24 protein-coding genes are annotated in these 24061 nt (G+C 40.5%); 20 read left to right on the forward strand and 4 right to left on the reverse strand.

Annotation, left to right across the window (positions count from 1 at the left end; translation table 11 throughout):
- Nucleotides 1–318 precede the first annotated feature (318 nt).
- The 16 genes from D0T87_RS02465 to D0T87_RS02540 all read left to right on the forward strand — a co-directional run bounded on the left by D0T87_RS02465 (nucleotide 319) and on the right by D0T87_RS02540 (nucleotide 15917).
- Nucleotides 319–1548, forward strand: a complete 1230-nt coding sequence (locus D0T87_RS02465) for a hypothetical protein (RefSeq protein ID WP_163172842.1) — start codon at nucleotides 319–321, stop codon at nucleotides 1546–1548.
- Nucleotides 1549–1626: 78 nt separating this feature from the next.
- Complete coding sequence (locus D0T87_RS02470; protein WP_163172513.1) at nucleotides 1627–2697, forward strand: metallophosphoesterase; 1071 nt, start codon at nucleotides 1627–1629, stop codon at nucleotides 2695–2697.
- Entirely contained in the window at nucleotides 2681–4999 is a 2319-nt protein-coding gene (locus D0T87_RS02475; RefSeq protein WP_163172515.1) for an SMC family ATPase, read from the forward strand. The genes D0T87_RS02470 and D0T87_RS02475 overlap by 17 nt, the downstream gene beginning before the upstream one ends.
- Nucleotides 4974–5474, forward strand: a complete 501-nt coding sequence (locus D0T87_RS02480) for a crossover junction endodeoxyribonuclease RuvC (RefSeq protein WP_163172517.1) — start codon at nucleotides 4974–4976, stop codon at nucleotides 5472–5474. The genes D0T87_RS02475 and D0T87_RS02480 overlap by 26 nt, the downstream gene beginning before the upstream one ends.
- A gap of 124 nt (nucleotides 5475–5598) precedes the next feature.
- Entirely contained in the window at nucleotides 5599–6210 is a 612-nt protein-coding gene (locus D0T87_RS02485; RefSeq protein WP_370526809.1) for an RNA polymerase sigma factor, read from the forward strand.
- Complete coding sequence (locus D0T87_RS02490; RefSeq protein WP_163172519.1) at nucleotides 6188–6820, forward strand: hypothetical protein; 633 nt, start codon at nucleotides 6188–6190, stop codon at nucleotides 6818–6820. The genes D0T87_RS02485 and D0T87_RS02490 overlap by 23 nt, the downstream gene beginning before the upstream one ends.
- On the forward strand, nucleotides 6801–8159 hold the full coding sequence (locus D0T87_RS02495) for a DnaB-like helicase C-terminal domain-containing protein (RefSeq protein ID WP_163172521.1): 1359 nt from the start codon (nucleotides 6801–6803) through the stop codon (nucleotides 8157–8159). Before D0T87_RS02490 ends, D0T87_RS02495 begins: the two co-directional genes overlap by 20 nt.
- A gap of 4 nt (nucleotides 8160–8163) precedes the next feature.
- Nucleotides 8164–9192, forward strand: a complete 1029-nt coding sequence (locus D0T87_RS02500; RefSeq protein WP_239063430.1) for a toprim domain-containing protein — start codon at nucleotides 8164–8166, stop codon at nucleotides 9190–9192.
- Nucleotides 9192–10922 (forward strand): PHP domain-containing protein, encoded by a 1731-nt coding sequence (locus D0T87_RS02505; RefSeq protein ID WP_203558589.1) that lies wholly within the window; start codon nucleotides 9192–9194, stop codon nucleotides 10920–10922. The genes D0T87_RS02500 and D0T87_RS02505 overlap by 1 nt, the downstream gene beginning before the upstream one ends.
- 6 nt (nucleotides 10923–10928) lie before the next feature.
- Nucleotides 10929–13106: a DNA polymerase III subunit alpha gene (locus tag D0T87_RS02510; RefSeq protein WP_163172523.1), complete on the forward strand. Its 2178-nt coding sequence runs from the start codon at nucleotides 10929–10931 to the stop codon at nucleotides 13104–13106.
- Nucleotides 13107–13110: 4 nt separating this feature from the next.
- Nucleotides 13111–13878: a PolC-type DNA polymerase III gene (locus D0T87_RS02515; protein WP_163172525.1), complete on the forward strand. Its 768-nt coding sequence runs from the start codon at nucleotides 13111–13113 to the stop codon at nucleotides 13876–13878.
- A gap of 5 nt (nucleotides 13879–13883) precedes the next feature.
- A complete protein-coding gene (locus D0T87_RS02520; protein ID WP_163172527.1) occupies nucleotides 13884–14144 on the forward strand; it encodes a hypothetical protein in 261 nt (86 codons plus the stop codon).
- Nucleotides 14145–14174: 30 nt separating this feature from the next.
- Complete coding sequence (locus D0T87_RS02525; protein ID WP_163172528.1) at nucleotides 14175–14669, forward strand: hypothetical protein; 495 nt, start codon at nucleotides 14175–14177, stop codon at nucleotides 14667–14669.
- Nucleotides 14670–14809: 140 nt separating this feature from the next.
- Nucleotides 14810–15097: a hypothetical protein gene (locus D0T87_RS02530; protein WP_163172530.1), complete on the forward strand. Its 288-nt coding sequence runs from the start codon at nucleotides 14810–14812 to the stop codon at nucleotides 15095–15097.
- A gap of 9 nt (nucleotides 15098–15106) precedes the next feature.
- Nucleotides 15107–15319, forward strand: a complete 213-nt coding sequence (locus tag D0T87_RS02535; protein ID WP_163172532.1) for a hypothetical protein — start codon at nucleotides 15107–15109, stop codon at nucleotides 15317–15319.
- Nucleotides 15309–15917, forward strand: coding sequence for a DUF6549 family protein (locus tag D0T87_RS02540; RefSeq protein ID WP_163172534.1), 609 nt, complete (start codon nucleotides 15309–15311; stop codon nucleotides 15915–15917). Before D0T87_RS02535 ends, D0T87_RS02540 begins: the two co-directional genes overlap by 11 nt.
- A 7-nt stretch (nucleotides 15918–15924) precedes the next feature.
- On the opposite strand, the gene D0T87_RS02545 is transcribed toward D0T87_RS02540, so the two are convergent.
- Nucleotides 15925–16386, reverse strand: a complete 462-nt coding sequence (locus D0T87_RS02545) for an AraC family transcriptional regulator (protein WP_163172535.1) — start codon at nucleotides 16384–16386, stop codon at nucleotides 15925–15927.
- A 365-nt stretch (nucleotides 16387–16751) separates the two neighbouring features.
- Between D0T87_RS02545 and D0T87_RS02550 the strand changes: the two genes are divergently transcribed.
- Nucleotides 16752–16928 carry a histone H1 gene (locus D0T87_RS02550; RefSeq protein WP_163172537.1) on the forward strand — a complete coding sequence of 59 codons (177 nt, stop codon included), beginning with the start codon at nucleotides 16752–16754 and terminating at the stop codon, nucleotides 16926–16928.
- A gap of 72 nt (nucleotides 16929–17000) precedes the next feature.
- On the opposite strand, the gene D0T87_RS02555 is transcribed toward D0T87_RS02550, so the two are convergent.
- On the reverse strand, nucleotides 17001–17687 hold the full coding sequence (locus D0T87_RS02555; protein ID WP_163172539.1) for a hypothetical protein: 687 nt from the start codon (nucleotides 17685–17687) through the stop codon (nucleotides 17001–17003).
- 91 nt (nucleotides 17688–17778) lie between these two features.
- Between D0T87_RS02555 and D0T87_RS02560 the strand changes: the two genes are divergently transcribed.
- The 3 genes from D0T87_RS02560 (at nucleotide 17779) to D0T87_RS02570 (ending at nucleotide 20936) form a co-directional block, all read left to right on the forward strand.
- Nucleotides 17779–18216, forward strand: a complete 438-nt coding sequence (locus D0T87_RS02560) for a DUF5675 family protein (RefSeq protein WP_163172541.1) — start codon at nucleotides 17779–17781, stop codon at nucleotides 18214–18216.
- A 95-nt stretch (nucleotides 18217–18311) separates the two neighbouring features.
- Nucleotides 18312–19901, forward strand: a complete 1590-nt coding sequence (locus tag D0T87_RS02565) for a phage terminase large subunit (protein ID WP_163172543.1) — start codon at nucleotides 18312–18314, stop codon at nucleotides 19899–19901.
- A gap of 15 nt (nucleotides 19902–19916) precedes the next feature.
- Nucleotides 19917–20936 (forward strand): hypothetical protein, encoded by a 1020-nt coding sequence (locus D0T87_RS02570; protein WP_163172545.1) that lies wholly within the window; start codon nucleotides 19917–19919, stop codon nucleotides 20934–20936.
- A gap of 664 nt (nucleotides 20937–21600) precedes the next feature.
- On the opposite strand, the gene D0T87_RS02575 is transcribed toward D0T87_RS02570, so the two are convergent.
- Together D0T87_RS02575 and D0T87_RS02580 are read right to left on the reverse strand one after the other, a co-directional pair.
- On the reverse strand, nucleotides 21601–22515 hold the full coding sequence (locus tag D0T87_RS02575) for a hypothetical protein (protein ID WP_163172547.1): 915 nt from the start codon (nucleotides 22513–22515) through the stop codon (nucleotides 21601–21603).
- An 81-nt stretch (nucleotides 22516–22596) separates the two neighbouring features.
- Nucleotides 22597–24000: a hypothetical protein gene (locus D0T87_RS02580; RefSeq protein WP_163172549.1), complete on the reverse strand. Its 1404-nt coding sequence runs from the start codon at nucleotides 23998–24000 to the stop codon at nucleotides 22597–22599.
- Nucleotides 24001–24061: the final 61 nt, after the last annotated feature.

The raw sequence follows: 24061 nt of genomic DNA on the forward strand, positions 1-24061 counted from the left end.
TTGATTATTAGTGAGTTGAATTGTTTTATAGCAATCTAATTCTCAAAAGTTTGGTAAAGCAGGAATCCCATTTTAATTTTGCTGTACTTAATCAGAACGATAAGTAAGTCTTGAGTTCTTTGCTCTCAGCAGGAACATGTACTGATGTCTTCACCGGATGATAGTTTCTATCCTTCCCACCTGATCATCAAAGATTCCATGAAGTTGAATAAATTTAAGGTGTAACCGAACCCTTATTTTATCCGATCAGATTCTTCGGAATTACTAATTATCGCTTTTTTATTTATGCAAGAAGAACAATTTGACACTACAGATTTTATGAATAAGTCTGTCGAGTCTCTCTTTTTGGGAATCCAGGAGAGCTATTCTGAAGCACAAGCGCGTGCTATCGAAGAGAACAAATCATTTCAGAAGACCGAGTATTTCCGTATGGATAAACTGGGAGTTTACAGTATCCGTATTCTGCCTGTGGCTCCTAATCAGGATGGTACGGCTGATCGTAAATCTTATGAGTACCCTATCAGCCAGATGTTGCTGGAGATTGAAAAGCCTTCTTCCGGTACTAAGCAGCAATATGTATATGTCACTGTTCCCCGTACCACCGATGCTGGTTATTCAGTTGATCTGATTGACACCTATCGGAAAGCCGCTGTTACGCAGGCCAAGGCAAGAGGAGATGAAAAACTGGCAGAAAAAATTGGTGGTGGTACCTTTGGTGGTGGCTTGAAGTACACGTATGGTCATGCACTTTACGTTTTCGATCTCAGCAACCGGGCAAAAGGTATCCAGTTGATGACCCTTTCACATTCCCAGTTTAAAGATTTAGACGAGCGCAGGTTCAAACTCTGGCAAAAGAAACTTGTAAAGAATCCACATTATTCCTGTCCGATATCTTCGGTCTACAACGCCTATCCGGTGGAGATTGAAAAGAAGAAGAACGGTTCCAAAACGGAATATATCATCAGCATTGATAATGAATCCGAACCGGTGGCTTTGACGTTGGAGGAGTTAAACGCATTGATGTCCGCACCCCGAATCCCTGAGATTATCCATCGCTACTCCAGGTTCCAGTATGAAGCCACTCTCGAATACCTCCGGCAGTGTGATGTGAAATATGAAATGAAACTCATGGAGACCGATGAGATGAAAGCAGCTATTGCCCAATTAGCTTCGGAGCTTCCTGCTGATGATACAAGTTCTTTTAGCTTCGATAAGCGTACCAAAGACTCCCGGGACAATGCTTCGGCTGGTATTACTGCCGATAGTTTGTTTAACCGCTTTGATGAGTTGCAGGAGCAAGGACTTGGTGACAAGAGTGAAGAAGGTCAGGAACTCAGAGGGCTGATTCGTGCGTTTGTTGAACAGGAAAGATTACCCGTTCGCGTTACCCGTTCTACCACTAACAGTGACCTGTTGGATATGATAGAGGCGGCCCTGGAAGGAGGAGTTGGAGAAGAAGAGGCTGAACAGAATCCCGAAGAGGAATATCCTGATAATGAAGAAGAGCAACAGGAACCCACATCCGGCAGAAACCGCAGGAGACGGTAAGTTCTAACCAATCACTTAATTTATTTACAGAAAGCGTATAGTGTATGCTGTACGCTTTCTATCAAATTCTTTTTAGATATGAAAAAGAACAGCTATCCGTGTATCCTGATGCTAAATGATATCCATGTCTCAAAGGATAATATCCCAGAATTCGAAGTCAACTGGAGAGAGGCTCTTACAGTTTGTATGGAAGAGAATATCCGACAGATTGCCCTTGGCGGAGATTTATTCCTTAGCCGCTCCTCTCAGACACTGGATGTCCTGTTAGCGGTGTACGATGCTTTTGTTGCAGCTAGCCGGTTTGGAATACAAATCGCAATCATAAATGGGAACCACGACAAGGTAAATCAGGAAGAAAACAGAGGCTATTGCCATGTGTTTGACCAGCATATTAATGTGATAGTGGCCGATACGTTCATAACCCTCAGGGATGACCTATGGGATTTTAGTCTTCATTTGCTCGCCTATTTTCCAGAAAACGGTAGTTTCCAGCAGAAATTAGACGAGCTTATAGCTGAAAACCTGGATAAAGGGAAACGCAATTTTCTCTATATCCACGAAGGGATTAACGGCGCACTGGCACATCCTTCTGAGAACGAACTTCCTACGCATATTTTCGATGTTTTCGACCAGGTATTTGTCGGGCATTATCATAATCGCAGTCAGATTGTTGATACGAATATCCTATATATAGGTTCCTCACGTCAGCACAATTTTGGAGAAGATGAAGAGAAAGGTTATACCATTCTCTATAGTGATGGTAATACCCGGTTTGTAAAAAACAAGGCGAATATACGCTACAAAGTAATTGATGTGGCAGATGACAAGATGGGCGTACACCTGACCGACCTGTTGGATGAGCTCAAGAGTGAGGGGCAGTATAAAATAAAGGTCCGCGTACATAGTAACACTGCCCGATCCAGAAATATCGACAAGAGTACTCTGATTCGTGCCGGTGCCAATAAAGTGGAAGTGATTACGGAAGATGTGGAAGCCATAGAAAATGTTTCCACAACGTTGTTTGAGAAATTCGATCATGGAAAAATCTGTGAAAATTATCAAGAGTTCTGCAAAGAAAAGAAGATTGACAATGTAGAACTCGGCTTGTCTTACCTTTTAAAAATAGATACGTATGTGGAATCTAACTGAAATATATGCCCAAAACATCTGCTCGTTCAAAGAGCTGCATTATAAAATTCGAAACGGAGTAACGACCCTTATTTTCGGAGATAACCATGATAATGAGTCCCAGCGTAGCAACGGCTCTGGAAAGTCCGCCTTGATTGAGACCATTGCCATAGGTATTACGGGTAGTCCACTCAGAAAGATCAAGAATGAAGAGATTATCAATGATAGCTCGGATGAATGTTTTATTGAACTAACCTTTCGTAACGAGAGTACCCGTAGTGGGTTGCTTATTGGTCGAAAAATCTTTCGCAAGGGTGCTTCTGAAGTAACGTGTTTCATGATTGATCCTGATGGGAAAAATACAGAGAAAATACTCTCAGGTGTCGATGCTTATAATCGGTTTATTCTGGAAACACTGGGAATTACCCGTAGCGAACTCTATAATAACTTTGTGCTTTCCAAATACAAGTACCAGGATTTCCTTTCCTGTTCCGACAAAGAAAAAAAGGAAATAATCAACCGGTTCAGTAATGGCATTCTTGTCGACCAGGCTATCGTGAATATATTGAAAGATAAAATGCCTATACAAGAATTGCTTCAAAAGAGACAATTGGAACTGGCTGGATATGATGGCCGGATTGAGATGTTGAAAGAGCAACTGGAAAAAGAAGAAGAAAACAAATTGGAGCGGGCACAAACAAAAGAAGAAAAAATAGCCGGTATTCATAATCTGATTGCAGAGAAACGGGCGACTCTTCGCAGTAGAAACGATGATCTGTCCCGTATATCGGATGAGTTAGCTCAAATAACAGATGCAGACAAACAACTTCAAGACCTGGAAAATGGAGAGCACACACTGGAGCAGTACCTTGCCGGAGTAAAGGTTCTTATCCCAACTATCTCAAATACACCTTTAACAGATTGGCAACAGGTAATTACCATCAAACAGGAGAAGATCAGCCAGGCAGAAATGGAGTTAAAGAAATGGGATGAATTTTTCCGGATTGCGGAAGAAAAAGTGACTGCCACTACTCAGTCTTACCAAGCTCTAAGTGAGTCATATAAACGCTTCTTATCTACCAATATGCAGGATGAAAACAACTGTCAGAACGAGTTGTCCTGTCTGGAAACCGATTTTCAAGCGGTAAATACAGAGATTGAGCAGGTTAAACAGGTTCGCAGGATGCTTTGCGGTGCTATTGATACACTGAAAAACAAACTGGCCGGTACCTTATCCTGTCCTTCTTGTGGCTTTGAGTTTATTACCAGTGATATCCGGTTTGATGTAGAAAAGGGTAAAGCAGAAATAAAAGAAAAAGAAAAAGAATACGCCTTGCTCTCAACAGATATAGGCAGTCTGTCTGTCCGTGCGGAAGATATTGAAGAATCACAGATGCTTCTCAAAGAAAAACAGCGGAAACTGGCTATTCAAAAGAATGAGTGGAAAGACAAACTGCTCTCCGCAGAAAGAGATGTAAAAGAGATAGATCATGAGCTTGACATGGCTCGTGGCACTCAGCGTCGTATTATTGAAAGGCTAAATCAGCTTCAAACAGATATTGATAACGTTGCTCGACAAATCTTTGACGAAGCTTTTGGCATGGTAGATGATGCTTATAAAGCTAATGAGCGTAAGAAACGAAACGCTGAAGATGAGATAAAGATGCTGGAAGGCTCGATTGCAACTCTGGAAGATACGCTTCGGGAACTGGATCGTGAATCCGGTTCGGATACCTTGCTTGCACTCGGCAAGTCTCTGAAAGAATATCAGGATAAGGCAACCGATGTTTTGCAAAAGAAGATGTTGATCGAAGATGAACTTCGAACACTAGAGATACAAGAGAGCCGTTTTGTTGAGTTCAGGACCTATCTGGCCAACACTAAGATAGAAGCCTTGAGTAAAATTACGAATGAATTCCTGGAAGAGATCGGAAGTGATATCCGTATTCGTTTTTCAGGCTATACCTACCTTAAATCCGGTAAGGTACGTGAAAAAATCTCCGTCTCTCTGGTACGTTCGGGTATCGACTCTGGTAGTTTTGGTAAGTTCAGCGCCGGTGAAGCTGCCCGTGTTAATCTGGCAACTATTCTGGCAATGCAGAAGCTCATCAATGCCAACTGTGATGATGATAAAGGCTTGAATCTGCTTGTGTTGGATGAAATCCTTGAAGCGGTCGATGAAGATGGATTGGCCAATATGTTTGAAGCGCTAAACAGTCTTTCTCTGACAGCTCTGGTGGTCTCTCATGGAAACATTGCCGAATCTTATCCTCACAAAATCAAAATTATTAAAGAGAATGGCGAATCGTATATTGAAGTCTGAAAAGATAGTACCCGAACTGACCCGGAGTGAGATTCTCTCGTTGGACATCGCCACACATACGGGCTATTTCAGTATTCATGAAAGAGGCAGTTGGAACTTTACCGAATCCAAAAGGCGGAATGACAACAAGCAACACAAAGATTTCCGGGACACGGTAATGGGATTTATTCTCAAGTACGATATCCGACAGATCGTAGCTGAAGATATCAATGTAAATAATCACTTCTCTGATATGCGTAAGCTCAGTGAATTTCGAGGTATCCTCTTTGAAATTTGCGATGAGTTGAATCTGCCGGAGCCGTTTTTTGTCAATGTGTCTACTTTGAAGAAGTGGGCAACCGGCAATGGGAGAGCTACTAAGATAGAGATGATAAAAGCTTGTGAACGGATATACAAGTTTACTCCTGGCGATGATAATGAAGCAGATGCCTGTCATCTGTTCTATTACTTTATCCGAAAATATAAAATTTTATAGGTCAATATACAATGATGATTAAGGCAAAAATAGACTTGATAAAATTGATCCGATTAATTGATGCACTCGTGATGCTGATAGATTATGTGAAATATTATTTACGAACAGACATAATCTTATCAGTGTGGATGCGAATATACAACCGGACAACCATTTAACCAGTGATGAATCCGTAGAAAGGAGGACGCAGCTGTTCGAAAGGCATGTACTGCCTCATAAGAATTTAATATATAAACTCTGTATCAAATACTCTTTTTATCCGCAGGAAATAGAGGATAACTATAACGAGGTGATGATCAACTTTTTCAAGTATATCGAAACCTATGATCCCTCCCGCTCTATTCAGACCTGGCTTCATATCGTAACCAAACGATTTATTGCCGATATGAATACCCGCCATACCAGTTATAAACGCTCAGATGACCTGGATGTATCAGAGATTGCTGATACTGCTTTGGATGAAGAAGAATTAGGGGCTAACAGCATGGATATGGATAACTACTGTAGTCTCTATAGCGATGATATCCTTCATGCTTTAAACCGGCTAAGACCAATTTATCGGGAGGCATTACTCCTGCAACAGGCCGGATATAAGCTTCATGAGATTATGGAGGTCTGTTATAGGAACGGAACGTTGAAAACCAGAAATATTGAAACAGTGAAGAGTAGGCTGTTTCTGGCCAAGTCACAAATGCGTAAACTTATTAATCGTGATGGAGAAGCAAGAAAGGAATAAACTATCTATTCGTATATTTTCTTTCTTGATGGAGCAGTGTATAGCATCCCATTTCAGCTTCCCTGGTGGTCATGTGGCTATGCAATGTGTCTCTACGGGACTGGATCGGATAGAAGTTTGGGGGTGTACACAACTGGAATATGAAAAACTGATTGATTATTGCATCTGCCAGATATATGCGATCAGTCATTTTGAGAAAGAATACCTTCTCAAATGGAAGGCCAGCCATTCTTTTGGTAAAAAAGCCATTGAACGATTCCAAAATAGTACCCCTCAGAAGCGCTATTTCGAAGATCGATGGCTGGAGAGGTATGCTTTATCCCGAAATTCGCTACTCTGGTACTTCAGGGATCAAAAAGAACACCCGCTTTTTAAATTCATTTACCCACAATATGAAGAAAGGACGAAAGGCAGACTATATAATAAAGAAACCGGTTATCTCATCTGTCAATTGAGTACGTTACTCTATACCCCTTTTTCCAGGTATTGCAGAGGTTGCTTGTATGCAGCCCGTTGTATTGAGGTAACTAAAAAGAAATACCCCGAACTCTATCGGATACGTATGGAGGCCTTTAATAACACGGAGAGTCATGAGTCCCAAAGAACGTAATCCCCTGAGTGCTGAGTTCCTATACGAGCTCTATGCTTCTGCCATCCGGCACGAGTCGATCTGTGCTACCCTGGTCTCTCACATGCGAAAAGAATATTTACCGGATCGCACTTTTCAAAAAGTGCAGGAAGTATTTATTGGTCATTTTCGAAACTACAAAACTTCTCCCTCGTACGCGGTTCTTTCCCAGGTGTTCAGCGGGGATTACGATGCAATTGAACTGATCAACACATTCCGGGAATACGAAATAGATGCCAATCCGGAGATTGTGATCGACCTTTTTGAATCTTATATCAAAGGGGTGGAGCTACAGCTGGTGTATACCGAAGTGGGCAAACTCTATAACCAGAACCAGCAGAAAAAGGCAGAAGAAAAACTGAAGACATATGCGGAGTGGGTATCTACTTTCACACTAAAAACATCCTCTTTCATTGATGTGGCTAAAACCTTCTCATTACGCTTTCAAAAGAACCGGTTGAAGGAAGAAGAGTTGCAGTATTCCGGTCTCAAGGCCGTTACCCGATTTTACATAGATGATTTGGATGCATTGAATAATGGACGGAGCCTCAGGGGACAACTATCTTGTTTTCTGGCATCCACTGGTGTGGGCAAATCTCATATTGCCAAGTATATTGGTATCCGCGCCAATGTGGATGATGGTTTACATGTACTACACTTCCAACTGGAAGGTTCCGAAGAAGAAGCATTAAATGCGTATAGCGGAGGATTAATCACTAAGAATGCATTCTATTACGAAAAAGGTCGCATCTCTGATACGGAGATGAAACATTTTGAGGCTATGGTTGAACGTTATGCCGGCAGTATTATGGTAAGGACTTTCCCCCGGTTCAATGCGCGTGTATCTTCATTAGACATAAAAAACGGTATTGCCGAGTACCGGAAAATCAATGGTCATAATCCGGATATTGTAATAGTAGACTCCATGGATTTACTTACGGATGCCAGCCGGAGAGTCTGGGGAGCGGAACATGAACGTTCCAAGCGGATTGCTGTGGCTAATGATCTAAAGGATCTGGCCGCTGATGAGAATGTATGGATTGTGGTTACCTATCAGGCGACGATTGAAAACAGGGAATGGCTGAACGATGAGAAAAATGTACTTACTGAATATAATTGCTCGGAAGCCAAGGGTCTGGCACGTCCTTGTACCCATCTGATCAGTCTGAACCAATCCTCCGCTGAGCGGGCGGTGGATGAAATGCGACTCCATGTGGCTAAATCTCGCTTCTTCCGTAAGGGAGATACATTTAAGATTGCTACCGACTTCGATAACGAAGTTTTTTATGATGCTGTACGAACCATGAGCTTAAGGAGATAGTGATATGATGCAAAACTCAGAAATAAAATACCTGATCTCAGAGATCACCCGTGAACTGGATGCCAGATGCGATGGGGCCGGTAAGAACCTGATATCCCGGTGCCCTTATTGTAAAAAAGAGGGAAAATTCGGCATATACATTGGCAAAGAAACTGATAAAAAGAAACTCTTCATGGCCAACTGTTTCAGTTGCGGTATGTCTACCCGGACACTGGAACAACTACTTACAGCCATTGGGCGAGAGGATTTGATCCTGACCCCGGTAGCAAATATTGGTTCTGGAATCAGTGAGTCCTTGTTCAAATTGGAGGACGAAGAAGGCATAGATGATACGTTGGGGGTTGTGCGATTACCAGACTTCTATAAGCGCCAATTTTTCCACCCCTACCTGAAGTCCCGTGGATTTATCTTTGATGATTATGAGTATTTCCCTGTTGGCACTACCGGAAAACTCAACCGTCGCTTCTTGGATTATGTTATCTTTCCGGTTATGGATAATGGTGATACGGTAGGTTATGTCTCCCGCTACACCTGGTCCAAGAAAGAGATTGATCAGTACAATCGCAAGGCCAAATATAAAGGAGATTTCCAGATACTTCGTTTTCGCAATTCGAGGGAGAATGACTTTGTCAAGCTATTATACAATTATGATGCAATAGTAGAAGGTGAGACGGAAGTCGTCATTCTGGTAGAAGGCATTTTTGATGTGATTGCCTTAACCCGTAAGCTGGAATTGTATGATAACACCCGGGTTGGAGTTGTTGCCACTTTCGGAAAAAAAATATCGCAAACCCAAATCTATAAGATTCAAAGCAAAGGGGTCTCGACAGTGGTTATCGGTTACGATGGTGATGCCGTGGAAGCCATTAAACGTACATCTCAGGAGCTCTCCCGCTATTTCCATGTTTTTATAGCCGATATATCCGACCCATCCAAGGACTGGGAAGACCTATCAGAAGAAGAGATATACCGGACATTTACCTATCGGATCAAAACGCCTGTTGAATATTCAATAACTAAGATACAACAATAATGAATGAACTTATTAACTGGTTGGATAAGCAAAAAATCTGCTACAGCCCCATAGATAGTGAAGTGTTGGAAATAGAAGGATTCGGAAAAATGTTTCTGGCCGATCTTTCTAACGCAAGATCTATTTTCAGAGGAACCAAAGAAGAACTGATTTTTAATCTGATGGAAAGTCCGGACATCCTGATGGAAGAAGGTATTTTCTATGTGGCTTTTCCTTTTGGAGATAACTACTATTATTATGATATGAGGCAGGAATTCCAGTTTAATATCCTAAAACACATTGGTAAACGAATCCCTCCCCAAAAGAATGTTAGTTATGTGAACCTAGGAGTACATACCGGATATGAACTTCTGAATGGCTCAGGGGATTTGGAGCAGTGGACAAAAAAAGCCCTCCAGATGGGACATAAAGCAATTGGAATTTGTGATTACCATACCATGGCAGCCTGTCTATCGCTACAGAAACAGTGTGATAAAGTTGGCCTGACTCCGGTTTTTGGGTATTCATTTACACTGGAGCATGGAGATAGTAAAATCGAACTGAAAATTTACTGCCAATCACAGAGAGGGCTGAAGAATCTGTTACGAATCCAAAAGTTTATAATGGTAGATAGCTCTTCAAATACAATAACCCTAACCGAATTATTGGAGAGGGGGAAGGGTAATGTGTTGGTTCTAGGCAAACTCTCTTCCCACTGGATGAAGGGCAATCATTATGTAATTCATTTATTGAAAGAAGCATTCGATAAGCTCTACTATCAGGTTGATCTTTCCGAATATAAGGCCGAGAGGATAGACTTGGAGGTATTGCAAGCTACTCGCTTCTTCTTTTCCAATTTCTATGATAATGAAGCCTGCTCTTTTGAAGTGGAGCCTATCCTGATTTGTGATAACTATTATATAGATAAGGATGAAGCCCGGAACAAGATACTACTAAATAAAATTTCCCGGGGTGCTGCCCACAATCAATCCGACGATCAGTACTTTAAGGATGTAGACGAGCATTTTGCAACGATAGTCCCTCTATTTAATGCTGATATGTGGGATATAGACAAACTCTTTAAGAAAATGTGTGATAATACCCTGTATATTGCCGAACATGCCTCCGCCCGGTTTGAAACAGGTAAAATGTATATGCCTCGTTATATCATGCGGGATGAAGAAAAAATGAAATATAAGGGCAGGGGGAATATGTTTCTAAAGTTGCTTCAAGAGGGGCTGGAGACGAAGGTTCCTTTTAAAGAACACCCACGTTACCGGCAACGTCTGGAAGAAGAGGTTTATATTATCGAATCAACTAACAATGTGGATTATTTTCTGGTACAATGGGATATGGTACAGGAAGCTCGTCGCAGAGGTATTACCGTAGGTATTGGGCGTGGCTCTGCCGGAGGTTCACTTGTTTCCTATCTATTGGGGATTACCTCTATTGATCCGATAAAGTACGATTTGCTTTTCAGTCGCTTTCTGGTACCTGAACGTTGTGGATTGATCTGGTGTGATAACGTAACGGTGATTGGTGAGGATGTTTTGCAAAAAGCCGGAGAAAAAGCGATTAAGATCACCCTAAGTGGGAAACCATATCTATTCTTTAGAAATGCCAGGCTGCGAGTAAGAAGAGATGAAGTGGAGATGAGTATAAAAGCCTGTGAATTGAAAATAGGAGATGAGATTATTCTGGATAACCGGGATATTCTGTGGACACTTGAAGAGATAGACGCTACAAAATAAAGAAAAATGAAAGTAGAAGAACTAAAAGAAATCAGGCTTGAAACGGATAAATACGTCTTGGATAGCTTTGTTGATAAAGGTTTAGTCAAAGGCGGACATTCGGCATTGCCAGATATTGATGTCGACTATGCCTCTAACCGGCGACAGGAGATTAAGGAATATCTGGAGTGTCGCTACAATGTAAATGGAAAACAGCGGGTATTCTCTGCCGGAACATTTACCACACTTAAACTAAAAGCGGTGCTCAAAGATGTGGCCCGGGTACACAGGATACCAGTACAATTGGTAAACTATATCACAGCCATCTTCGAAAATGATAATATGACCTGGACGGATTTATTTAGGTTGGCTGCTGTCAATCCCAAGGTACAACGGTTTATTCAAGAGTACCCACAGTTGATCGAAGATATACGCCCACTTATGGGACAGCCCCGTTCTGCTTCTGTGCATGCTTCCGCTATCATTGTTACTCCTGACACAAAGGATGAGGAGGAAGCCGAATGCTTTGATTTTTTGCCTATTAAAAAAGTTGACGGTCTACTGGTAAGTGAGTTTGATGGCTATGCAGTGGATGAAATCGGACTATTGAAAGAGGATGTGTTGGCCACTAAGGAACTAAGTAAATTAGGGGCAATCATCTGTATCGTCAATGAAATGTATCATAAGAACCTGAGCATTGAACATATTATCAGAGATGAGCTGGATGATGAGAAAACCTATGAACTCCTCTCGGAGGGGCATACTCAAAATGTATTTCAGTTTGCCAGTTCTGGTATTACCCGGTTTATTACAGAGGTCCATCCTGACTGTATTGAAGATTTGATCGCCATTAATGCACTTTATCGTCCCGCTACATTAGAAATCGGAGCCACTGATGAATACGTACGCTGCAAGCGAGGTGAGGTGCGCCCTACTTATAACTATGGAACCTACGAAGCGACAAAGAATACGTATGGTATTATGACATATCAAGAACAGTTTATGTCTATCGCACATACATTGGGAGGATTTAGTTTAGGAAAAACTGACCACTTACGAAAAGCGATTGGTAAGAAAAAAGCAGACCTGATGGCTACCTTGAAAGAGGATTTTATAGAAGGTGCAATAAAAAATGGATGTCCAAAGACCGAAGCACAAGAAATCTGGCATAAGATTGAAGTGGCCGGAAAATATTCTTTTAACCGGTCCCATGCTGCAGCATATGCATTAACAGCTTACTGCGGGGCTTGGCTGAAAGCCAATTTCCCCTCTGCGTTTTACACAGTTGCACTGCAATGGGGGGATGATAAAGAAATTCCATCCATTATGTCGGAAATGGAAGAATGTAGCCAAGCAAAGATTGTACCACCGGATATCAATGTATCAGAGAAAGAGTTCTATACCGATTATGAAACAGACCGTATTTTCTGGTCACTGACAAGAATAAAGATGGTGGGTAGTAAAACGGTGGAATATATTCTTGGCGAAAGAACAAAAAATGGACATTTTGTCTCGATAGAAAATTTCATTCACCGGATTTTTAAGTATAAACTAAAGAAATATCAGTATTGGGATGATCCTGATAGTGCGGAAGAAGAGACCCGGACTCCTGTAAATGCACGACATGTACGACATTTGATACTGGCTGGCTGCTTTGATCAGGTCGAAAAGGTAAAAACGGTAACAGACAGGTACCATATTCTTCAGAAAGCCGCACAAGCCCTTGGATTTGAACTTTCTGAAAAGGATTACCCTCCCGGACTGATAGAGCAACACTATTTCTGGTCCATGCAACAAATAGCCGTTTCAGGTATCGGGCAGATAGATTATAAACGTATTTATGACGGTTCGCAAGCCAAGAAAGACCAGAAATGCAAGGTTTCTTATATCAATTTAAAAGATTTACAGGATTACAACAGCGAAGGAAAAAGAGTAGCTGTCTGTGCTACTGTCCTGAGTGTAGATGAACTTTCGTATAGAGATAAAGTGACTGGTGAGAAGAAGAACTTTGCCAAGATAAAGCTACAACAGAATCTGGATATCACCGAATTGGTCTGCTGGAGTGATTTCTATGTGGAGAATAAGAAGCAGATAGATGCTCTTAAAGACAAGATTGTAATTGTATCCGCTGTTGTAAAATATAGCGATTACTCAGGAACCAACAATCTTAATACCTATAAAACTTCTAAACTATATACAGTATAACGTGATGAAACAAACAAATGAAATTAAGGTATTCACCGGGGTTGGTCTTGACTTCGAAACAGGAGGATTAGACTGTACAAAGTGCGCTTGTACTCAGATCGCTTTACAAGCCATCCGCTTAGATAGCTTCGAGATTGTTGAACAGTTAAGTTGTTATATTGCTCCTTACAACAAGCAGGATATAGGCACTCCCAAACGAAAGGTGCTCAGGTCAAAATATGAAGTGGAGAATAAGCCTGCTGAGCCGATGGAGATTGGACGGGTAGCATTAGATTACTCTGGAATAACAATGGAAACCCTGTTGGAGCAGGGTATGGACATAAATCAGACAGCGAAAGATACAATTGAATTTATTAAGCGTAATACCCTAAGCAAAGGAGCCAAGTATAAGCCTATCCTGATCGGACAAAATATCACATTTGATATTGGGTTTCTAACCCAGTTAATGAACTATGCCGGTTTGATTAAAGAACTTGAGAAAGTCCTTTCAGGAAAGAAAGACTTTTACGGTAATTTCCAGCCGGATTACATAGATACCATTCACCTGGCTCGGTTGGCGTATGCTCATGATAGTTCCATGGTATCTTATAAACTAGAGCTTATTGCTGAAAAATTGGGCATTGAATTGGATGATGCTCACAATGCTGATGCTGACGTGACAGCCACCTTGAACGTGGTTCAGGTACTCTCGAACCGTTTACGTTGTTCCGGTGGGCAAGGTGGGGTGGTTATTCATAAAGGTGAAAAGTCCCGGGTTCATTTTAAAATATAAGAATTATGGAGAAAGATATACCTCAGACGGTAACTTTTAAATCGGATGAATTAATGTGCTATGGAGTATTAAATTACGATGGTAATGAGATGATGGCTGCTATAACCGGATATGATTTGAATGTGAAATTTAATATGCGGTTAATTAATTCACTGGCCGATGCGGAAAATTGTGCCAATGCTTTGGCTGATGTTTTCTATCAGGCACTCATGGAACAGCTCCTCGAAAGAAAAGCTGACTTTGTAAAACCAGAGCCTACTTTATAGCCTATTCTTAAACAAAAGAAGCATTTTGCGATGAATAGTGATGGACAAAAAGAAAAAGTAGAATTAACCTTGGCAGAAGAACGTTTTTGCCATCTGTTTGTGTATGGCGATAGCGATTATGCCGGACAGCATGCTATATGTTATGAAGAAGTGTTTGGGCAGGCGGAAAATCTATCGGTGGAAAGCAGAAAGTTTCTTTCTCTACCTCATATCCTTGCAAGGGTTAATGAGTTGGCCAGGAAACTGCAGGCTGAGACGGAAACAGTTGCAATAAAGTTACAGGTTACTGAAACCCTGAAAGCGATAATGAAGGAAACAGCAACTGCGGAATTTATTGATAGATTTGGAACAGTACTCTCGCCGGCCCCACTCAGAGCTGTTTCAGTCAATGCGGCCAGAGCACTTTCGGATTTGTATCCCATAAAACATGTACATGAGTCAAAACTTAGAATCGAAGCAGATGGAGGAGGTGTCACATTCAATGTCATCGTCCCCGAAGCAACCAAAGAAGAGGAAGCCGGGTAAACCACCGATAGAGCGGATTATCTATATCATCATCATTGTCTCTCTGGTGCTATTCGGAATGATAAAGGATAGTGAAGCGGCTGCAAAGCTTATTCACGCAGTTTATGAAGCTTTTTCAATCTTATTCAATACAACTGCTTATGAGTAAAATTAAAGAATTTGTTATGGAGAATTTCAGGATGATTGTAATGATCGTCTCATTTATCGTAACTATGTATGTTCAGCACGTCAATAATACAATGCAACTGGCAGAACTAAAGGAACGATGTGTCAAACTTGAGATCAGAATTCAGGATCAGTATGACCGTATCGATGCTATAAAACTGGACAAAGCGGTTTTTGAGGCTAATATGGCTCAGTTTACAAGCATTCAGGCTGACCTGAGAGAGATGCGTGCCGATATTAAAGAACTACTTCACAATCATTAAAGAAGTTTTATGGAAAATGAGAATGTATTTATCCGGATTTGTCCCAGTAAAGAACTTTCAGACTTGCGTCTGGATAAGATGGTTGGAATGACTGGTTCCATAGTAGAGAAACTTGATTTCAGAGAACGGAAAATAAAGGGTTATATGGTGCAGTTGGAAGCACCTTTTATGGGTGAAACAGTTTGGTTTATACCTGTTAATTCTATCAAATATGAAGAGTAAGGTTATAGCACTGTTGTTAACTGTCTTATTGGTGGTCTGTTCTTTTTCCGGTTATTTGCTTACCAAAAACAAGATATTGAAGGAAGAAGTCAGCAAATATAAGCAGAATACCGAAAGTTTATTATCCGGGATAAAACGTATTCAGATAGATTCGACTTCCATGGCTGTGGATGTTCAGACGTTGAAGTTAACCTTAGCAGAATACAAACGACACCGGGCTGAAGATACAGAAACCATTCGAAAAATGAGGATCCAAATGAAGCATCTTCAGGCTATCAGTAAACATAAAGTAGAAGTAAATGCTCCGTTCGATACAGCGGTAAAGGACACCATCATAAAGGATTATCAGGATGAACCGGTAACTGCTGGGGTAGTAAAAGTCGAAACACCACATTTAATGATTGATGGAATACTTCAAAATTCCAGATTGTCGGGAACAATCAGGCTACCGGTTGTGCTAACTCAAGCTGTTTGGATTGAGAAGAAACATAAGTTTCTATGGTGGAAATGGGGAGTGAAAGCTATTCATCAGACCATCTCATCGAATAATCCATATGTGGAAATTACCTATTCGGAATATATTATTATAGAAAAATAGGAAACTCCTATTTTTTCTTATCAGAGAATCTTTTACGATAATCATTGGGAGGTTCCCCTACATGTTTATAAAAAGCAACATAGAACGATTGGCGACTGGTAAACCCTGCGATTGAAGCAATCTCTCCTATCTTTTTATCTTTATAACACCTGTCTGTCAATAAGCGTAGAACCTCTTTTATTCGACAGTCATTTAACAAAGAAGGGTAATTCATGCCAAAGCGGGAACTAATGACGGCAGAAAGATAACTGGTATTTGTTTTAAGTAACTTAGCCAGGTATTTTGCAGAATACTGTGGATCTTTGTATTTTTTCTCTATGATAATGATATTGAAAATCTGATTATACAGTTCTTCAGCCAGATCAGTCCCAATCGTTGCTCTATATATGGCTTTCTTTTCTTTATATTTCCTTATATTATAAAGTGGCTTTTGACGGGTCTGCAATATGTCTTTTTTTGTAGTACGCATGCTATCATATAAAAAGCGTGAGACTATAATTATCTCCGCTGAAAGGCACCGCCAAGCACCCGATGGTAGAAATAATACATAGCTCACGCCCTTAGCGTAAGCATTTGCAAATTATCTACCATCATCTGAGTTAAAATTGGCGGTTTTATCAGTCGGTAATTATTGAATGCTATATCTAAAAATCTTTATAGACTAAATATATGCCACAAATATAACCAATAAAATTGAATGTGTAAACCAAATCAAGCATAAGCCACTATTCTTCATTGCAAAGAGTTGGCACTTAGGCTAAAAAACGAGAAAGTTATTTTGTTGGAAATGTCGGGAAGGCTATCTTTGCGTAAATTTTAAAACTGTATATAATCATGAAAGAATTAGTAGAAAGCGTTGCTTCATTGTATGAGGCTTTTGCAAAAGATGCGAGCTTACAAATTGAGAATGGAAATAAAGCAGCAGGGACTCGTGCCCGTAAGGCATCATTGGAAATTGAAAAGAAAATGAAAGAGTTCCGCAAGATGTCAATTGAAGCTTCAAAGAAGTAATATTTAGCTTTTCATTTTAAGAATATGAGGATTATTCCATAATTGGAGTAGTCCTTTTTATATATAATACATTTATCTTTTCTCCAGTGCTTCCAGTATTTTCCTTTTGCCTGACTGGGAACAAAACCACTCCACATCTTTTGATCCGCACTTTTGGCAACAGGCATATTGTAGCCTGCTGAATAGCTTCGTTTTATAGGCAAGAGGAGAGATGCAGGAACATTTATTGCAAAACACACTTTCGCGTGTAGAATCATCTATTTCCAGTCGGATGGCTAACAGGAACAGATGGAACTCTTCAAGAATAGCCGCACTTCTATCTTTGATAGTTTCCTTATTATTGTACAGCAAATACCCTTCTTCATTCAAATCGAAATCTTCGGCCAGGCAGTCGAACTGGATATATTTGCTGTCGTACGAAGTATATTGTACGATGTTGAGCATTTTATTAAATCCACGTTCAACGGAAATTTTACCAGATATGACATCCTCGGCTGTATGGATGGCGTATAACTCTATAATTTTATCTTCATCTTCATAAATGTCTAACCCCAGTTTTTCTGTAACCAAAGCAAAATACTTATCGACAATTTCGAATCGCTCGTCATCCAACCCAGCCAAAATATAAATATCTTCCGGTTCATAACCATTCTTCATCAAAGTCAAAGCAAAGTTTACGTATTTCTTTGCGTTGAATCCTTTGAATAATCTTTCTGCACGGATTAGATTTATCTGTTCCTGTAATTCATTCTTTTCCATACTGATGGCTCGTTGTAAACCAAGTGCAAACATAAAACATATTTGGGAGTTCCTGGCTATTCTTCTTAAAAAACATAGCAAAGATAAAAATATGAAATTACTGCTTAAACGAAAATTCAAGGGAGAGAAATATACGATTGGAGATTTGTATATTGACGGAAAATTCTTTTGTAATACGATTGAGGACCGCGTAAGGAAATTGCCATTAGAATGTCCATATACTCCCAAAGGACAAGCGTGTAAGTGTAATGGAAAGGTGTACGCTCAGACAGCTATACCAGATGGGAGCTACAAAATAACAATGGAACACAGCCCCCGATTTAAACGAGTTCTTCCCCGATTACACAATGTACCTCATTTTATCGGAATTTTGATACATTCAGGAACAACAGAAGAGCATAGTGCCGGATGCATTATTGTTGGTGAGAACAAAGTAAAAGGTAAAGTTCTTAATTCGCGAATCATTTCCGATAAGTTAAATACAATTCTGTTGAAAGAGCAAGATATATCCATTACTATAGAAGATTAATCCCTATCATTTATAACCCATCCATGTGTTCAGGCTCTATTCTTTGATATGAGAGTATTAAGAATAGAGTTACAAAAGTTAAATGCTTTACATTAATGGCGGTAAACAGACTTAAACCGCCCAAAGCTATTCGTATTGATTTCAAACCCTCTCCCAAACAATACGATCTCTGGAAATTATTGCAACCGGACTTTTGCCCAAACTGTGGTGGTGGGATTGAGCAGGTTCTGACAGGTTACGATATAAACATGAATCCTCAGTTTATTCCTGAGTGTGTAAAGTGTAGAAATCGTAATCTGCCGCAGTTGATTCTGGGCGGTGGAAGTGCCGGTGGTGGAAAATCGTTCGTGGGCTCTGTGTGGTTGATTAGTAGCTGCATCCGCTTCGAGAATATCCGTGCTGTCGTCGCTCGAAAGACATTGAAATCGCTCAAAGAGTCTACATGGAATACTATAAAGTCAATTCTTAAAGATTGGGGATTAAAAGAAGAAATCAATTTCAAAATCAATAATCTCGAAGGGACACTGACATTCTGGAATGATTCAGTCATTATCATGAAAGAGATGGCTGATATTCCCAGCGACCCAAATTTTGAACGTTTTGGCTCTAGTGAGTATACTATTGCTTTTGTCGACGAGGTTTCCGAAATATCAGAGAGAGCCATTGAGGTATTATTCTCTCGTCTACGTTGGCGGATTCATGAAACCTTTAAAACCTCTCGTATGCTTTTGACTACCAACCCGACAATTAACTGGGTACGTGGTCGCTTTGTGCAAGATGAAGACGGACAAAAGGTCGATTGTCGTGAAGGGGAGGCGTATATCCCCTTTAGTGTATTTGATAATCCAAATATTGCATTCCGACAAACGTATGAAGCTGCGCTGAATAAAATACGTGATCAGGCAACAAAGGAACGCCTTTTGTATGGCAATTGGGATTTTGTAGAAGCCAATGATATGGCAATCTATAATAAGTTTGATGGTTCCAAACATCTGATTACCGATTTGAAAGAAAAGGTGTATAACCCATCCAAGCCATTGATTACTGTTTGGGATTTTAATGTGGCTCCGCAGATGTCGGTATTAACTGCCCAGATTGATTATGACAGCAAGAAAGTTTATGTGTTGGAAGAGATACTAGGTAAACCCGAAAACAAGGAAAATAATACTCCGGCATTATCCCGAAAGATAAAAAATAAGCTCTATCGTGATAAGCATATTGGAGGTATTGAAGTATCAGGGGATCCATCTGGGTTGCAACGCTCTACGACCAACGAAGAAGGTGTTAATAACTATACAATCATAACAGAAACTTTAGGTGCTGGTATACTCAGACCAAAACTAAAACTACTCAAGAAGCAACCTCCACAAGTCGTTCGAACTGATTTTGTAAATGAGATTTTTAGTGGTTATAATGGATGGGAACTACAAATTGATATTCGTTGCCGTAAGTTAACAGAAGATTTGATTTACCAACTAAAGAATAGTGACGGTACAAAGAGTAAAACCAAGCTGACTGACCCTAAAACTGGCGTGAAATATGAGAAACATGGCCACTTATCAGATTGTTTGGACTATTTGCTATGTCTATATCTTCGAGATAGTTGGTACAAGTTCAAAGCAGGAGATAATAATACGGGACAAGTATTGACTACTGCCGTTTATTACGAAGGATTTAATTATTAAAAAGCGAAGAATTATATGTATCGACGATTTTTGAATACGAATGATTATTATGGTATAATTACTCAAGAGGCATTATCTCAATTGCTACGCAATGCTCCGGAAAGGATTCTTCAGGCTGAAGAATCGGCTGAAATGAGTATTGTCGAGTATTTGAGTGAGAATTATGAGATAGAAAATGAACTCAGAAAAGGGAAGTATATTGCTCAATATGAAAGATCGATAACTTATCCGGTAGGTGCTCACTTGTATTATGAAGAGAATATTTATGAGGTAATACGATCCTTGTCAGGCTATAAAGCACCATCAGATATGTGTTATTGGGAGGAATATAGTGATTTAGTAAATAAGATTCAAGAAGTTAAACCTTATTCACAATTTGGAACCTATTATAAAGACGATATAGTCTTTTATAATGGTTTGGCTTTCATATGTGTAGAAGATCATGGCTATAAATTTGGAAATATTCGTATTCCTTTAGTAAACGGATGGGAGATAGTTGAATTTTCCGAGTGGTTGCCAATAGATTATAAGTTGTGGGATGTAGTTATATATGAAAGTAACTTTTATACTTTAATATCTGAGGAAGGGTTTGATAATAGTATTAATCCTTTTGATTCGAACAATTGGGGTGCAATTGCTGATTATAATCCGGAATACAATGATTATGAATTAAGTAGTCACGAATACATCGTCTATAATGGAGTAGTATTTCGTCCCGAGATTGATGTGAATGCTGATATTCCTAAGATAGGGACGAACCTCTCATCAGGTGATCCAAGAAACTACAATTTGAAGAAACACTTTGTTCGGTTGTCTTTGTATGAGCTCACAAAGTTAATAGCCCCCAATAATGTTTCTATTGTGCGGATTAAGGATTATGAAGAGTCAATGAAATGGTTGAGTGATGCGGCGAAACTAAAGCTAAATCCGCAAATACCAAGAAAGGTTATTGATGAACATAGGCCTGTAATGGATTGGCAGATGGCTACATTTCAGAATGATTATGATCCGTATAAGAATCCTTGGTTAATTTGAAATGTACATAAATAATCGTATTTTAATTGGGAGAAATAGATTAAAAGAATATCTGTTGGTCATAAAATTAATCAAATTGGAATGATATTATAAATATTACCCTAGGCAAAAAAGTAAATGAACAATGTTTGTATTTTTTATATTTAATTCATGGGCGGGAATAAAAAGACACCAGTGATATAAGAAATCCCTCCTCTTATCAACCACCAGAATGCTGGCAAGGCATTCTCTCAGACAGATTCCCCATTACTAATTTGTTCGTAATTAGAACTGAGTAGCCTATGCCAATAAAACTGATTGTCTCAAGATCATTATGCTCTTTAAAAAGGGGGAAATAAAAAACTAATCTGACGATAGCTGACAGTCACACGAACGCAGAAACTTTCCATCCTCATATTCCAAATTCTTTTATTGTTAAGAGGCTAAAAGGGTATAAATTTCGGTAATGTGCAAATAAATGGCGGCATGTTCGAGTGTACGGAGTACTTCTTTTGTCTTTCCCGATCGAATGCCTTGATACAAGGTCGAGGTTATATAGTATGAAAGCATTTCATTATATATGAGTTACGATGTTTAATAGGAATGCTTTGGTGTACAATTTGTAATAGAATACAGTGTTAAACATCCTCCATTCTATTCAAAGGGGGAGGAGGATGTTTAAATTTCAAAACGCGTTGCCCGCATCCTCAAACCCAGGTACTTCGATATACACAGGTGTTTCGTAATCCGATAGATCGTCCGAGATGAGAGACGTATAATGCTTTCCTGCGTCCCACTGTTTAGCAGGGAAAGTCAATTTCAGTTCTTTGGAATCGGAAGATAATACCTCCACTTTCCAAAGATTACCGATATTCACTATACCTTCCATGCGAACGATGAAGTGTACCAAAATGTAGTTATCGTCCCATCCAGCATCTTCCAACTTCAGCACAATGCGGTTGTCCGTGGTACCTAATAGGGTGACGTTGTCACTGCTCAGCGTAAGTGCCACTTCGGACACCTGCCCCGTCCAGCCTTCGGGACGCTTTATTTGCAAGGTGACTAGCGAGTTGCTATGCTTCATCTGGGGAGCAGCCAGTTCAACTTCTTCCGCACTACTGGCACGAAACCAACCGCTCTCCATGTGCAGATAATTGCTGATACCAGCCAAACTATTGTTACCTCGTTGAAGCTGCGTACCCAGGTCGATGCCCTGCGGTAGTAGATCTGATAATGATTGCACCTCCTTGTCGCCCACGTAAACCAACTTTCCTTCTTCGATGCCACGAGGCATGATGAATTGCGAGCAGGTAAAAAGGGCAGAACCTGCATCAGCCGCGTCAATTTGGCTGATGGTAAAGACGTTCAGTATCTCCTGGTCGGTGGCAAAGGTCTTGGTGTAGCTAAAGTAAACCTTGTCGCCCTGTTCCCAGTGTGTCTTCACTCCTCTGGTGCCGATATCCGCTCCTACGGCGCGCGTCAGCATTCCCAGCGAAAGCGTCAAGCTAACAGATTGGCTTTCGGTGGTTTGCTGTGGCACGGTAGTTTGCGGCTCGTCGTCGTCACTGCACCCTGATAAAGACAGCACGAGGGCTGTCATTATCAAGAGAGGGAAGTATTTCTTCTTCATTTTAGGATGATTTTATTGGTTATTACTACAAACCGATATGAACATTACAGATTAGAATGCATCTTCACCGCTATCATCAATACCGGGAGCAGTGATATTTGTGTTACCATCACCGGTAGGAGGAGTTGGTTCATCTGTTAGAGTGTTAGTGAGGTAAATCTTGCTAAATACCAGTTTGTGATCTTCGCCACCAAAGCTCCAAATAGGAATATTGGTAATATTGGCTTTGTTCAGTTTCCGTGTAGGAGTAAAAGTACCAGCCTCATCGAGTCCTGCATCAAGTTCGTCTAGTTCGAGAACGGTCTTAGCATCGCTTATCAGAGGTTGCGCTTGGGTTCCGCCCCAGAATCCACCTTCGTCAATCATTCTAAATTGAGTTCCTTTGTTGTAGCCGTCTGTGGCTTCAATAACAAGGTATTTATAGGCAGACAGGTTCAGGGGTGTTTCGAAACTCCAGCCCATTGCTCCATACATTCCGGTAACGAGTGTTTTTGTAGATTCATCGAAGGTTCCTCCATCGGTAAAATTGACGAAATATTGAGATAGTAATGGAAAATAGTCGCCAGTAAAGAACGTCATTGGTGCATTGTAGCGCTTACCGCCTTCCAATGTTTTGGCCGATGCAGTGGCTTTGATCAGGGAGTTGCCCAGAGCGTCTTTTGTTGTAAAGATCCAACGATCGTTGGCAGAAGCACTGCCATCCATGCATACCACAACGTTGGCAACAATCTTATTATCAGCAGTCCAAGCCGTTGTGTTATTGATGGTGATTGTATTGTCAGTGGTACCTCGCAACTGTAGGCTGCTGCTTTCCAGTTTCATTGTAATTTGAGCAGGTACATAGTCGTTGCCCCATTCAATATCACTCTTGGCAATTACCACTTTCATCACAGCGTTTGAGTGAGCAAGTTGTGCTGTCAGGTTTTTCACGTCATCTTCGGAAGTGGCAGTAAGTGCTGCAGTCTCCATGTGGAGGTATTTGGCAACATCGGCCATCTTTCCACTTTGTTGACCCAGCGATTGTGCTGTCTTTTCCAAATCGGCTTTAGCACTTACGTCGCCTGAGGTGTAAATGAGTTTTACTTTTGTGGTTCCAATGGGGAAGTCGAAGTCTTCGCATACAAAGGTTGCCTTTGAAGCGTTGTCTGTATCTACTTCTTTAGCCCCAAAGGTATAATAGATGTTGTCCCAAGTGGTGCCATCGGCACTTGTCAAAAGATAAAGCTTATCGGCCAGATCCCAAGTTAGTTTAATGCCGTTCGTGCCTTCTTCACTAACCATACGCGTTGCGGTACCTCCATCGATAGAGGCAGTAATGGTGAGCGGATGGCCTTTGGTTGCAGGGACTACTACTTCGGGAACTTCACCTAAAACGGTTTCGTTATTGCTACAGTTGGTAAACATCAGCATGGTAGCTGCTATCGCAGCAAAATGTAAAAAATGCTTGTTTTTCATGATTTAAAAAATTAATGATTAATAAAAAAGTTATACTTACTTAAATAGTATTCAAATTCGG

The organism is Bacteroides sp. 51 (assembly GCF_010500965.1).
Classification (GTDB): domain Bacteria; phylum Bacteroidota; class Bacteroidia; order Bacteroidales; family Bacteroidaceae; genus Bacteroides.

Bases quoted from the DNA above. Each gene is read 5' to 3' on its own strand.
- D0T87_RS02570 (WP_163172545.1), top strand. From the start codon at position 19,917: ATGTATCGACGATTTTTGAATACGAATGATTATTATGGTATAATTACT.
- D0T87_RS02465 (WP_163172842.1), top strand. From the start codon at position 319: ATGAATAAGTCTGTCGAGTCTCTCTTTTTGGGAATCCAGGAGAGCTAT.
- D0T87_RS02545 (WP_163172535.1), bottom strand. From the start codon at position 16,386: ATGCGTACTACAAAAAAAGACATATTGCAGACCCGTCAAAAGCCACTT.
- D0T87_RS02575 (WP_163172547.1), bottom strand. From the start codon at position 22,515: ATGACAGCCCTCGTGCTGTCTTTATCAGGGTGCAGTGACGACGACGAG.
- D0T87_RS02525 (WP_163172528.1), top strand. From the start codon at position 14,175: ATGAATAGTGATGGACAAAAAGAAAAAGTAGAATTAACCTTGGCAGAA.
- D0T87_RS02530 (WP_163172530.1), top strand. From the start codon at position 14,810: ATGAGTAAAATTAAAGAATTTGTTATGGAGAATTTCAGGATGATTGTA.
- D0T87_RS02490 (WP_163172519.1), top strand. From the start codon at position 6,188: ATGGAGAAGCAAGAAAGGAATAAACTATCTATTCGTATATTTTCTTTC.
- D0T87_RS02565 (WP_163172543.1), top strand. From the start codon at position 18,312: ATGGCGGTAAACAGACTTAAACCGCCCAAAGCTATTCGTATTGATTTC.
- D0T87_RS02475 (WP_163172515.1), top strand. From the start codon at position 2,681: ATGTGGAATCTAACTGAAATATATGCCCAAAACATCTGCTCGTTCAAA.
- D0T87_RS02500 (WP_239063430.1), top strand. From the start codon at position 8,164: ATGATGCAAAACTCAGAAATAAAATACCTGATCTCAGAGATCACCCGT.
- D0T87_RS02480 (WP_163172517.1), top strand. From the start codon at position 4,974: ATGGCGAATCGTATATTGAAGTCTGAAAAGATAGTACCCGAACTGACC.
- D0T87_RS02540 (WP_163172534.1), top strand. From the start codon at position 15,309: ATGAAGAGTAAGGTTATAGCACTGTTGTTAACTGTCTTATTGGTGGTC.
- D0T87_RS02510 (WP_163172523.1), top strand. From the start codon at position 10,929: ATGAAAGTAGAAGAACTAAAAGAAATCAGGCTTGAAACGGATAAATAC.
- D0T87_RS02580 (WP_163172549.1), bottom strand. From the start codon at position 24,000: ATGAAAAACAAGCATTTTTTACATTTTGCTGCGATAGCAGCTACCATG.
- D0T87_RS02495 (WP_163172521.1), top strand. From the start codon at position 6,801: ATGAGTCCCAAAGAACGTAATCCCCTGAGTGCTGAGTTCCTATACGAG.
- D0T87_RS02560 (WP_163172541.1), top strand. From the start codon at position 17,779: ATGAAATTACTGCTTAAACGAAAATTCAAGGGAGAGAAATATACGATT.
- D0T87_RS02535 (WP_163172532.1), top strand. From the start codon at position 15,107: ATGGAAAATGAGAATGTATTTATCCGGATTTGTCCCAGTAAAGAACTT.
- D0T87_RS02470 (WP_163172513.1), top strand. From the start codon at position 1,627: ATGAAAAAGAACAGCTATCCGTGTATCCTGATGCTAAATGATATCCAT.
- D0T87_RS02550 (WP_163172537.1), top strand. From the start codon at position 16,752: ATGAAAGAATTAGTAGAAAGCGTTGCTTCATTGTATGAGGCTTTTGCA.
- D0T87_RS02505 (WP_203558589.1), top strand. From the start codon at position 9,192: ATGAATGAACTTATTAACTGGTTGGATAAGCAAAAAATCTGCTACAGC.
- D0T87_RS02520 (WP_163172527.1), top strand. From the start codon at position 13,884: ATGGAGAAAGATATACCTCAGACGGTAACTTTTAAATCGGATGAATTA.
- D0T87_RS02515 (WP_163172525.1), top strand. From the start codon at position 13,111: ATGAAACAAACAAATGAAATTAAGGTATTCACCGGGGTTGGTCTTGAC.
- D0T87_RS02555 (WP_163172539.1), bottom strand. From the start codon at position 17,687: ATGGAAAAGAATGAATTACAGGAACAGATAAATCTAATCCGTGCAGAA.